This window comes from Alkalihalobacillus deserti (genome assembly GCF_020734105.1).
In the GTDB taxonomy this organism is placed as follows: Bacteria; Bacillota; Bacilli; order Bacillales; family Bacillaceae_D; genus Halalkalibacter; species Halalkalibacter deserti.
The window spans coordinates 240874-253522 of the sequence record NZ_JAJAFR010000003.1; the positions used below are offsets into that span (position 1 = coordinate 240874).

Here is a 12649-nt window from a genome sequence, read left to right on the forward strand (position 1 = left end):
ATATAATAATCTGAATACATAGTTAGCTAAAAAAGTGGGTGGATACGATGAGTATAGTATTAGATTCAATGGTAAAAGTGACAAAGATAACAGAAAAAGAGCAAGAACGTAAACAATTAATGGTAGAAAAAGCGGAAAATAACAGTTTTCAAGTGGCTTTCTGTGGTCATTTCTCTGCTGGGAAATCGACGATTCTCAATCATTTATTAGGCGCAGAAATGTTACCAACTAGTCCTATTCCAACAAGTGCAAATATAATTGGCATTAAAAATGGCGATTTAAGTTTAACCGTTCAGTCAATCGAGGGAGACAAAACAAAATGGGTAGGGGAAATCCCTTGGCAGCGTGTTCGAGAATGGGGTATGGATGGTGGCGAGATCTCTTCTCTAACGATTCAAGCGCCATTACCGTTCTTAGGAGCTAACAGTTGGATTTATGATACTCCTGGAGTCGACTCTACAGATCCAACTCATCAGTCCGTTACATTAGAAGCGCTTTATACAACGGATTTCATCTGTTATGTGATGGATTATAATCATGTTCAATCTGAAACGAATTTAACTTTTTTGAAACAATTATCGGATGAAAAGAAGCCGTTGTACTTAATTGTAAATCAAATTGATAAGCATGATGACCGTGAACTTTCTTTTCAAGAGTTCGATCAGTCCATTCGTGACACCTTTGCTTCATGGGGAATTAACATCCTAAAACTGCGATATACGAGTATGAAAGCAAAGCAACACCCACTTAATCAGTTAGCACAGTTTGAAAAAGAAATGAAAGCCATTTTATATCGAGGGCAAGAGCTACAACCCTTCGCTAAACAGCGTCTACAGCAAGGTTTCTACTTAAGCATTATTAATCGACTCGAAGAAGAAAAAGAGGATGAACTAGATCAAGTCAAAGAAGAGCTGAAACAACATGGTTTTTCTTTAAAACAGTTAGATCGAAGACAAACATTAGCTGTAAGTTATGAACAATCCATTCATGCAAGGAAACTGTTTGAAGAAAGCTTTGAAAGGGAATGGCAGAAAATCGTGAAGGACGTTACGGTTTTCCCTTATACAACCACAGAGCTTGTAAGAAGTTGGCTAGAAAGCCTCGAAGCTAATTTCAAAGTAGGTCTATTATTTACGAAAAAGAAAACACAAGAAGAACAAGAGGTTAGACTAAAACGTTTACTAGAAGAAACTCAAGATAAAGTTAAAAGCCAATTAGAGTTTCATTTGCATAAACTATTTTACTCATATGACTTCACTTTGTTGACTAATCGCGAACAGGTTGAGACTGAGTTAAATCAACTTCATGTGGTCATTGATGATCTTTTTTTTAAAGAAGCGGTTCAACCTGGCCCTAAAAATAGAGAATATGTGTATACATTTACGAAAGATCGAACAGCAACCATTATCAAACTCCTTCGTCAAAAGTCAGCATCAATCATCAATTTAATGGCATTAGGAATGCAGGATCATTGGGAAGAAGAACAAGATAAAATAGAAAAAGAGCTAGAGCAACTTCATGAGATCGATGTATTTGCTATGCAATTAGTAAAAATAGAGGATAGCTATGATTCGGTTGTAATGGATCATCTAGATCGTGTAAACCAATACCAAGACGCTGGAGGTTTTGAACGAGTTCTAGTGGAAGCTATGGATAAAGAAGTGCCTAAGTTTAAGGTGTCAGCATCCGTTTCCTCGATCACATTACCAGATGAATCAGTAATTGATACGGATTGGCAGCAAGACGATGTGATAATAAATGAATTTAACGATGAGCAAGCACACGAATGGATCAATCAAGTAGCTTCTGTGCTTAATCAGTATCAAGTTATAGAAAGAACAGATTTTGAACGATCGATGTTACTTGAACGTATCCAACGATTTAAAGAGCAAACGTTTACGATCTCTTTATTTGGCGCTTTCAGTGCTGGTAAATCTAGTTTTGCTAATGCTCTACTTGGAGACACAGTTTTACCTGTTTCACCGCATCCAACAACGGCTACAGTCAATATTGTTAAGCGTTCAGAAAAAGACCACGCTTCTGGTACAGCTATTGTGCAAGTGAAAACAAAAAAACAATTATCTGATGAAATCCAATCAGTGGGAGAGCAATTAGACCGGGAAGTAACCATTGAAACTCTTTCATCATGGAAAGAAGACCCTACAGTTACAACCAGTTGGCAAAAAACGTATCAAGCATATCTCTCAACTTTAAAAAATAGTCTGGCAGATGGGAAATGGGAATTAGGTTCATCTTTTGAAGTAACTCTACAGGAACTTCAACCATTTGTTGCAAATGAACATGACGCGTGTCTCATTGATCAAGTGACGCTTTACTATGATTGTCCTTTAACGAAGCAAGGGATCATTCTTGTGGATACACCAGGTGTTAATTCTATTCACGGTAGACATACGAATGTTGCGTTTAAACAGTTGAGGGATTCTGATGCGATCTTTTATTTAACGTATTATAACCATGCTTTTTCTAAAGCAGACCAACAGTTCTTGCAGCAAATGGCGAAAGTTAATGAAGGCTTTCGAACAGATAAATTATATTTCATATTAAATGCAGCTGACTTGGCTAGTAGTCCATATGAATTGAATGGTGTAAGGAAACATGTGTTTGATCAATTAATAAATAACGGTCTTAATGAACCTCGGTTATATCCACTCTCCAGTAAGCAAGGTTTAAAAGGGAAACAACAGCAGGGAGATGGAGATGAACTATTTACAAGCTTTGAAAAAGCGTTCTACGACAAAACGATTACGGAACTTAAGCGATTAAGCTTTGATTTATTAGGAGAAGAATTAAAGCGCTATAAAACCATGCTTATGAATAGTTTAGAATATGCAACAGGTGAGGAGCAGGGCAGAGAAGAAGAACGAAATAAAATCGTCTCATCTATATCTATCTGGCAAAAGAAAATTGATGAGTTAAAACCTTTAACTGCCCAACAAACGAGTACACAAGAAGTCAATCAACTTTTCTTATTTTTACGTGACCGAGTTCGCTATGTTTTAGGAGATCAATTCTCTGAAGCAGTCAATGTTACAACAGTTATTGGAGCAAGTAAACGTGCTCAACAAAAAGCATTACTAACATCACTTCAAGAGTGGAGAAGTGAAGGAGAGCATTTTATTAAGCAGGAGATACAAGCAACGTTAACCCGGATTGAGATTGCGTTGTCGAACGCGATAGAAGACTGGATGGAAGAAACGATTAAACAGATTCGCAGCGATTTCCCTGCATTTCAAGCATCATATGAACGAGGGGAACAAGATTTACCTTTAAAAAAGACTGAGAAATTTATAACCGTTGAAATAGACGAATATAAAGGTTATTTTCAATCGGCTAAATCGTTTTTCGAAGAGGGTCAACTTAAAAAGTTAAAAGAAGACCTTGTTCAAAAGGGAACGGAGCAGTCAAGTTCAGCGTTACGGAAAGTAGAACAACAAACTCTAGCTTTATTGGGAGAAAGATTTGAAAGAGATATGATCCAAGCAAAAGAAAAGCTTAGAGAAGGGTTGATCCGTGAACTAGAGAGATTTGAATCGTTAAAGGATCCTAAGCTTGTTGAAGAATTAGTAAATGAATTCAAAGACCTTAAAGCACTGTAGAAAAAAGACCCGCAACTTAGCGGGTCTTTTCATTATTCTTGGTTAGTTGCTTCTTCGTCAGTGTTTTGTTCACCATCAGTAGTAATATCGTCATCTATTGCATCTTCAACAACATCGAGAGGATCTGGTATAATTATTTCTTCCTCATCTTTTTCCTCATCTTCTTCCTCATCTTCAACAGTTTCTTCTTCAATTATTGCTTCTTCTATTTTAACTTCTACTGAAGCAGGGTCACTTCTTAAAGAGCTGTTATCATCTGAAATAGCAATAACAGTAAAGACATAACTAGAGCCTGGTTGTGGACCACCGAAAATGTATTGCATTTCTTTCTTGCGATCAAGTGTTTGAGGACTGCCTCCATCAATAGCTACCTGAACTTCAAACGTTACATTTTCACGATGCTCTTCGGGATAATCCCATGTAACGATAATCTGATTAGCGGATTCTTCATAGCTCGCCATTAAGCTAGTGGGAGCATCGATTTTTATGAATTGTTCAGAGACACGAGTTGGTTCATTCCCACGAACGAAAAGCTCCTGAATGATTTCACTTTGAGGTGTCCATTCACTTGGTAGTAAACCCGTTGATTGTTCTACATTAACTCGTACAACAGAGTTAGGCATAGTGAAATCGGGTGTTTCAATCTCTGCCGATACATTTTGCATGATTGCTTTGAAAATTTGCTGGGCTGCTTGTCGTGAATTAGCACCACTGGCGAAATAATTGTTGCTAGCATTATCAGCGTTACGATTAAATCCTGTCCATACAGACATTGTATAGTTTGTTGTGTAACCTGAGAACCAGATATCAGGTACGCCGCCCTCGGGGATTCCGAGTCTTTCTCGATCAGCCTGAGCAAAGTTAGTTGTTCCTGTTTTCCCTGCCATAGGCAAGCCGGCAATATTGGCTACACCACCAGTACCGTTTGTAACAGCTGTTTTTAACATATCCGTAATCATATATGCTGTATAATCAGCCATTGCTTGCTTTGGTTCTGGTTCTAGGTTGATGACTCGCCCGTCGGGGAATTCAACTCTACGAACTGTATAAGGTTCGGTGTAAGTACCATTATTGCCAAAAGCCGCATAAGCACCAGCTAGTTCCTTCGTCGTGACACCATTAGCAAATCCACCAAGCCCATATGCTTCTGGCATTTGGTTATTCTGAATTTGTGACTCAATTGGTATTCCAAGCCCTTCAGCAAACGACTGAGCTCGTTCTACGCCAACTTCTTGTAAAGCTTTAATCGCTGTTACATTTCGAGAGCGAGCTAAAGCTGTACGCATTGATATCTGGCCAACATACCGTCGATCGAAATTTCGAATAGGAGTTCCATTCGAATAAGCATGCTGCTCATCGGTAATTCGATGAGCTGTTGACCACTGTAGATATTCGATGGCAGGGCCATAATCGAGAACGGGCTTAATCGTTGAACCGGGTTGACGTCGTTCATCGGTGGCTAAATTATACCCACGCTGTAAGCCGGTGTCTTCTCGCCCACTTCCAAGAGCTTTTATTTGCCCTGTTTTTGTATCAAGAAGGGTAACGGCAGCAGTAAAGTCCTCATTATCTGGGTAGACCCCTACAAATTCATCTGTTTGTAGCACCTTTTCAACATGTTCCTGAGCTGAAACATCAAGTGTTGTATACACTTTTAAACCTGCATTGTAAATATCACTAATCGAAATCCCTTCCATTGCTTCAAGTTCCGATAATACTTGATTGTAAAATGCTTCATATGAATAGGATTCTCTTTCGGTTAAGACGATCTGATCTTCAAGTGGAACAGCTTTAGCCTCTGCAGCTTCTTCACTTGTGATTTTTCCATGTTGTTCCATTAAAGAGAGAACAAGATTTCGTCGACTTTCAGCAGCTTCCGGGTTTTTGGTTGGATCATAGTAACTTGGACGACGCGGAATGCCTGCAAGCAGGGCAGCATCTGCTAACGATAACTCTTCAACCGATTTATTAAAGTAGGTTTGCGATGCGAGTTCAACCCCATATACACCAGAACCTAAATAAATTTGGTTTAAATACATCTCAAGAATTTGATCTTTTGAGTAGTGTTGTTCTAATTGGATCGCTAGATATTGCTCTTGAATTTTTCGCGTTATTTTTTTCTCATCATTTAGGAAAAGATTTTTTACAAGTTGTTGCGTAATGGTACTTGCACCTTCTGCACCGAATCCACCAGTAATATTCGCTCTAACTGCACCAAACAGACGTTTAATATCTATTCCGAAGTGATCACGAAAACGGATATCTTCTACGGAAATAAAAGCATCTTCAACAACTTGAGGAACATCTTGTATACTAACAGTGACACGGCGCTCGGTCGTTTCTAGTTGTGATACAAAGACATCCTCATCATCATGAATAAGAAGACCTTGAGTTAACATAAGCTTCTCTTCATCGAGATCTGGAGCCCCTTGTATCATAGCAAAGATGGTCACACCACCAGCTATAGCAGTAACAAATGCTAAGATAACAAAAGCTAACAACAATTTTTTCCTTATGCCTTTTTTAGGAACTTTATTATTATTTTTCTGTTGTCGGGCTTGACGACGCCCAAATCTCGTATTATTTGTTTCGTTTGACATCGTATTACTCCCTTTCCTCTATGATTTTATGACTCATTCTTAAAATAAACAGAGTCAATCACCTGTAAATAATCAATCCGTGGATGATATCCTATTTTAATCAAATAACCGAATTTTTCAATATCTGATTTACGGATAGATTTTCTTGAGGATTCTTTTTGATCATAAAATTGTATTAAATGGCTTGCATCAAGTAAATAGACTTCGTCTGTGACTGAAAATCTTAAAATGACGAAAGCAATTCCATTTTGAATCATGACTTGTTTCATATGTTCAATTTGATGGTCATGAAAGTTTTGCAATGGAAAAGAAGTTTTATTTTTTGTTTCCTTCGCTTCGAAGTCAAGATAATGACCGCGATAGACTCCATTGTAGTCTGTTGTTGATGCTTGTTTGAAGTATGCTTCTTTAATGACAGCAGCACTTCTTTTTGGGTAATCAACTTGGACAATTTGGACTGGAGTTGGTTTCTTATGAATGACGGCCTGTTTTTTTTCTAAATAAAACTGATTCGTTTCATTTAGATCTTCTTCTAGTGTCATTCCTCGATTGCTATAAGTGACTTCTTTTTGTGGTGTTTTTTTTAAGGGACTAGGCCCATTAAATTGCCGTCCGTTTGGATAACGTATCGCCATATCGCTCACAAACCTTTCCAAACAAATATCTATCCATGCATGGATTTTCTAAAAACTGAAGAAAGTATAATTAGATTCCATCACATTATCTTACCATAAATAGACACTTATAAGGTAAAAGTTTTATGAATAAACGATGAACGAATAAAGAGGGTGTATCTATGTTAGCAGAAATACGAGATGAGATCATAAAGCAGACAGAACAAGGTAACATCGATAATATTTCACGTACCGTATTTTATGAACAATTTTATAAAAAAAACCCAGAGATAAAATGGTCACTTTTAGCTGGAATTGTGTCAAGAAATGCTGGCTGGAATATGACAGATCTCAAAAGTGAATGGTTTCAAACATTGTTGACAGATCGTTATAGATTTTTATTATTCCAAACATATGAACGGGCTAACTGGACAATTTTTGCGGATGCCTATCCGCAATTGCTTTGGTATGCATGGGCTAAATCAATAAGTCGGCCTAATTACGAGCTCCTTGAGCTGTTAGGGGTCTCTAAATTTATGCAAAAAGAGTGGAAGTTATATATTGAAAACCGAGATGATGATAGACTTTGTACAGCTCTGATTATCAACGAGCAACATATGTTAGAAGAAACCGTAATGAAGAAATCATTATATAAAAAGAAAATTTTTTCTTCTCTTCTTTATATTTTGGAAGAACATGCTCATATGAGCTATGTTATTTTTCCAACCATTGAGGGAAAAGTGTATGGTTTTTATGTGAGGAACTTTAAGAATGTAAAAGCTCGTATTTGGTTAGGGAAACAGCTACAGCAATTATTATCTCATCCTTTTATTCATAAAGATGTTTATCAATTTACTCTCGAAACTCCTCCAACAGGTTCTAGAGATGACTATGAGCAATTTATGTCTTGGTCGACAGGTAACACAAGTCCTATACTTCGAGATGTTTACCCAGTCGTCTCCCACCACTGGAGGAAGAAAGTAGATTGGTCTAAACAAGTACAAGAGCCTGCACACTATTTTAATCCAATCAAAAAAACCAGCCCGGTGGAACGAACAACATGGTTACAGAACAAGTGGGTAGAATTATTTCTCATTCAACATATAAAAAAAATTGCCTCAAAAAGGCATTCACCATGACTTTTTAAGACAATTTTATAACGCTCCTATTTAAACAACTCCAATCCGCAGTTAACCATTACATTTGGTTTTGAAGTGACTTATTTAACGAGACTGTATCATTATTCGGCTGGGCGATTAGGGCCACCTAGCTTTTTGTCCCCAGTATAACCTTGCTTTCGTTGTTCTTTTGCTTTGTCGTGTGTATTAAGTTCACTTTGTTGTTTATTTTCTTTGTTCATTTTTGAACAGCCTCCTTTTTTGGTTTCAGATTTAGTATGCGAGAGGCATGTGTTCTCCATTCATGACGTCCATCAACAAATGCTTACAAGTTTTGTCAAAATCCGAAGATCTTTCTTAGTCGAGAGAGTATTTTCACTATCTTTGACGAATTAATTCTAGTTTTGTCAAGGGTGAAGGGATCTGCTCATTAAGAGACGAATTCGTTTGCAAGAAGAAAAAATGGGAGGGACGTTTAATGGTAACTACAATGAAAACGAAAGAAGTATCTGAGATACTAGGCGTTAACTCAACAACAGTTCAACGTTGGGCAAAATATTTTGGTCTAGTGTGTGAAACAAATGAACATGGTCATTTTCTATTCACAAATGAGCATGTGGAAACTATGCGTAAAGTCCAAATTCAACTTCAACAAGGAAAAAGAATGAAGGAGATTCAATTAGGATTTAATCAACCAAACCAAGTTGAAAAGAAAGAAGTTAACATTGAAACGGCTAATTATGAAGGGAAATTAGAAGAGGTTATAAATCGTGTTGGAGAATTGGATCGAAAGTTATCTCAAAAAGCAGATGAGGTTGTTAGTTATCAATTGCTAAAACACCGAACAGAATTAGAAGATATGATAAAATTGATTAAGAGCTTAGAGGGACGTTTAAGTAAAATCGAGGAACGAATGCAGGATCATGAAATTTCAGAAGAACGAGAGTTGCCAATGGTTGTTGGGGGGAGTGTAACAAAAAACAAATGGCGCTCACTGATGCAGATCTTTTCCTTTTAAGTTAGGGGCTGATTTGCTAAGATGAGGAACGGAGGTGCAAAATGAAAGAAAATACCCGTTCCGTACTAAAACATCTAACCAATGAATTAATTCGTTTAAATAAAGAAGCTGAAGCCTATTATACAAAAGCTAGAGAAGAAGAGGGAAAAGTTGATTTCTTTGGAGTAGTCAAACCTTTCGCCGAAGAAGTGGCAGAGATTCGTGATCAGTGGATGCCACTCGCACAAGCGTTTGTACAAAAAGAAAAGCCACTGCATCTTCATCCTAGTCAACTGCAGCAAACTGAAGAAAACCTCGAAATTGTAGCAATAAAATCGTTCTATAAAAAAACAAGTTTAAAAAGACAAATGGAAACTTTTAAATCAGTAGAGTATGTACTACACCAAATGATAGACGCGATTGAAAAAAAAGTCTGAGCGAACTCCTCAGACTTTTTTGTTAGTCTGAGCGAACTCCTCAGACTTTTTTGTTAGTCTGAGCGAACTCCTCAGACTTTTTTGTTAGTCTGAGCGAACTTCTCAGACTTTTTAACTCAAACTCTTTTCCTGACCTTGCTTAAGCCTGTTTATTTTTCTACGAGGTAACTGCCAACGCAAGTGAACGGAGAGCATGCGGAGGATAATGACACTTATAAATAGAATGGTTAATCCTATTGCGCCAGAAAGAATGTCAAATCCAATGATAACTCCAGTTAACATTGCCCACCCGATATAGATTTCTTTTTGAAGGAGGAGTGGCTTTCTTCCTGCGAGCACATCGCGGACCAATCCACCACCAGCTCCTGTAAGAGCGGCTGCAACAATAATGGCAGATAAAGGATGGCCCATTTCGGTCGCATATAAAGCTCCTTGAATGGCAAAGGCAGAAAGTCCGATTGCATCAAAAAGGAGGTTGAATTTAACCCAATGATTAAATAATATTGTTGGTAAGATAAAAGCGATACTTATGACGATAACCGCAATGCTAAAAAAGGAACCTTGTTCCCATAAAGCTGAAACAGGGAGACCAATTAATAGATTACGAATAGCCCCACCTCCAAAAGCAGTTACTAGCCCTAAGATGTATACCCCCATTAAATCATAGTCTTCTTCCAATGCTACGATAGCTCCACTAAGCGCAAATGCAATCGTTCCAATGAACGTTAAAATGTCCCAAATCATTTTTCTCTCTCCCAATATAAATTCTCTTTTTACACAGTAAGTATCCGCCGGTAGAACGGGCGGTTTTAATTTCCCCTATAAGGACACTTTACTGACAACCTCCTAAAGGGGACTCTAAATTGACCGTCAACCGTTCATTCCTATTATTTATCTTTATAAATGGATCGACGTATTCTCTCTTCGTCATATGGTCGCGCAGTCTATCCTCGGCTTCTTGTTCCCGTATATACTACGCAACTGTTTTTTGATTGAGTCCTACTGTACTCACATAATATCCTTTTGCCCAAAAAGTACGGCTACCATGGTTGTATTTTAAGTTCGCATGTCGATTATAAATCATTAACGAACTTTTCCCTTTTAAATACCCCAAAAATACGACACAGACATTTTGGGTGGTATTCACACTAACATATGGATATGATCAGGCATCGCATGTGCTTCTATTATTTCTACATCTTTCATTTCATAATTTTCTGAGAATAGCATCTATGTCTCTTCTCAACTTCCCATAGATTACTTTCTTCTATACTTTGGGATGAAAACGATATAATACCTACAATTCCACCTAGCTTGTGATAAACTATTGTCACTCGATATGAATAGTGCTCCTTTCGTTATATAGAAGTTGGTTTGACGGCCAGTTTCAATTATAACGATTGGAGTTTTTTTGTCACTTTACCACTCTAGAAGTTTTGTTTTCACACGTGCAGAGCACGTGGTTTAAAACCCTATAATAAAAAACGTGGACAATCATTCGTTGTCCACGTTACTTGCATTTAGCTGTTAGCCATTATCACGAAACGAGAAAAAAATCATTACAACAAGTGTTAAAATTGACATAATTGTTAATGCAGCCAATAGTAAACCTGATGGTTCAGCGTGAGCAGCTTCTTCGGCCCCACCGCCGCCTGCTGCAAGAATTTGTCCAGGAATGATAACTAAAGCAAAAACAATTATTGATACTAATGTAAACAATCTTCCCATGATCAACCCTCCTTGATTAAAAAAACAGATGCCTCTACCTATGTATCTGTTAGTACATGTTCTATCCTCTCTATTATAGTTAGGACCTTTTAAATAATCAATCATGAAAAAGTTATATTTTAGTAAGCGTATTCAAACAAATGTTTAATAAAGGTGATCATGTATGGGGTTACGCAATTGCTAGAGGTTATGATAAGATAAACGTATTGTGAATTTGAAGATAGTTTGAAGTGAAAGGATTAAGACAAATGGAAACCGTACATATTGAGGATATTATTATTGCAAACCAGCGATTAAAAGATGTGGTCACTCATACACCATTACAGTTAAATCAAGTTTTATCAGAAAGGTATGACTGTAATGTTTATTTGAAACGAGAGGATTTACAAGTGGTCCGTTCGTTCAAGATTCGTGGAGCTTTTCATCAAATATCAAGTTTGTCTAGAGAAGAATTAAATAATGGAATCGTTTGTGCGAGCGCGGGAAATCATGCGCAAGGTGTTGCGTATTCTTGTCGCACATTACGTATTCAAGGAAAGATTTTTATGCCTTCAACAACTCCACGTCAAAAGGTAGATCAAGTTGAATTTTTTGGTAAAGAGTATGTAGAAGTTATTTTAACAGGAGATACATTTGATGATTCATTCAATGAAGCGATGAATTATTCAAATGAAAATCAAAAAGCTTTTATTCATCCTTTTGATCAAGAAAAGATTATTGCAGGTCAAGGTACAGTTGGAATGGAAATCATGAATGATATTGAAGAGAATATTGATTTCCTATTCGCTTCAATTGGTGGTGGGGGCTTAATTAGTGGGACAGGAACGTATATTAAAAGTATTAGTCCGCTTACCAAAATAGTTGGTTGTGAACCAGCTGGAGCAGCATCCATGAAGGAATCGTTAAAACAAGGAAAAGTAGTTGAACTTGAGAAAATTGATAAATTTGTCGATGGAGCAGCCGTTAAAAAGCCAGGTGAAATCCCATTTGAAATTTGCCGAAATATTTTAGAAGATATTGTTCTCGTACCAGAAGGGAAAATATGTACAACCATTCTTGAGTTATATAATCAAAATGCGATTGTCGCAGAACCAGCTGGAGCTATGCCAATTACTGCTTTGGATTTCTATAAAGATGAAATTAAAGGGAAAAATGTCGTATGTATCGTGAGTGGAGGAAACAATGATATCGGTCGTATGCAAGAAATGAGAGAACGTTCTTTAATCTACGAAGGGCTCCAATATTATTTTATTATTCAATTCCCTCAGCGCTCAGGTGCTTTAAGAGAATTTATTCAAGAAGTGGTTGGACCGGATGATGATATTAACCGTTTTGAGTATACAAAGAAGAACAATAAAACAAATGGTCCGGTCTTACTTGGTATCGAACTAAAGAGACCAGAGGATTATCCAGGTTTAATCAAGCGTCTTGAGAAAAAAGGATTTGGTTATCAAGAAATTAATAAACATGAAAGCCTTTTTCACTTACTTATTTAATAATTATGCGTTTAAACGTGTAAGTCCTGAGGAGGAGTTCAT

9 protein-coding genes and 1 pseudogene are annotated in these 12649 nt (G+C 37.2%); 5 read left to right on the forward strand and 5 right to left on the reverse strand.

Annotated features, from left to right (window positions below):
* The first annotated feature begins 47 nt into the window (after positions 1–47).
* Positions 48–3617: a dynamin family protein gene (locus LDX58_RS07625; RefSeq protein ID WP_227936234.1), complete on the forward strand. Its 3570-nt coding sequence runs from the start codon at positions 48–50 to the stop codon at positions 3615–3617.
* Positions 3618–3649: 32 nt separating this feature from the next.
* Here LDX58_RS07625 and LDX58_RS07630 read toward each other — a convergent pair whose 3' ends face one another.
* Both LDX58_RS07630 and recU read right to left on the reverse strand, forming a co-directional pair.
* The gene (locus LDX58_RS07630; RefSeq protein ID WP_227936235.1) at positions 3650–6217 is read right to left on the reverse strand and encodes a penicillin-binding protein 1A; all 2568 of its coding nucleotides are present in this window, start codon (positions 6215–6217) and stop codon (positions 3650–3652) included.
* 26 nt (positions 6218–6243) lie between these two features.
* Positions 6244–6852: a Holliday junction resolvase RecU gene (recU, locus tag LDX58_RS07635; RefSeq protein WP_227936236.1), complete on the reverse strand. Its 609-nt coding sequence runs from the start codon at positions 6850–6852 to the stop codon at positions 6244–6246.
* 161 nt (positions 6853–7013) lie between these two features.
* Here recU and LDX58_RS07640 point away from each other — a divergent pair, with 161 nt between their 5' ends.
* The 3 genes from LDX58_RS07640 (at position 7014) to LDX58_RS07650 (ending at position 9383) form a co-directional block, all read left to right on the forward strand.
* A complete protein-coding gene (locus LDX58_RS07640) occupies positions 7014–7970 on the forward strand; it encodes a DUF2515 family protein (protein WP_227936237.1) in 957 nt (318 codons plus the stop codon).
* Between the two features lie 457 nt (positions 7971–8427).
* Positions 8428–8967: a chromosome-anchoring protein RacA gene (gene racA / locus LDX58_RS07645; protein WP_227936238.1), complete on the forward strand. Its 540-nt coding sequence runs from the start codon at positions 8428–8430 to the stop codon at positions 8965–8967.
* Between the two features lie 41 nt (positions 8968–9008).
* Complete coding sequence (locus LDX58_RS07650) at positions 9009–9383, forward strand: YppE family protein (protein WP_227936239.1); 375 nt, start codon at positions 9009–9011, stop codon at positions 9381–9383.
* Positions 9384–9494: 111 nt separating this feature from the next.
* On the opposite strand, the gene LDX58_RS07655 is transcribed toward LDX58_RS07650, so the two are convergent.
* The 3 genes and pseudogenes from LDX58_RS07655 to LDX58_RS07665 form a co-directional block, all read right to left on the reverse strand.
* Positions 9495–10127 carry a trimeric intracellular cation channel family protein gene (locus LDX58_RS07655; RefSeq protein WP_227936240.1) on the reverse strand — a complete coding sequence of 211 codons (633 nt, stop codon included), beginning with the start codon at positions 10125–10127 and terminating at the stop codon, positions 9495–9497.
* Positions 10128–10215: 88 nt separating this feature from the next.
* Positions 10216–10724: pseudogene (gene tnpA / locus LDX58_RS07660) on the reverse strand (IS200/IS605 family transposase).
* 186 nt (positions 10725–10910) lie between these two features.
* Positions 10911–11111: a hypothetical protein gene (locus LDX58_RS07665; RefSeq protein ID WP_227936241.1), complete on the reverse strand. Its 201-nt coding sequence runs from the start codon at positions 11109–11111 to the stop codon at positions 10911–10913.
* 248 nt (positions 11112–11359) lie between these two features.
* On the opposite strand from LDX58_RS07665, the gene ilvA reads away from it, so the two are divergent.
* A complete protein-coding gene (ilvA, locus tag LDX58_RS07670) occupies positions 11360–12607 on the forward strand; it encodes a threonine ammonia-lyase IlvA (protein ID WP_227936242.1) in 1248 nt (415 codons plus the stop codon).
* The last annotated feature ends 42 nt before the right edge of the window (positions 12608–12649 follow it).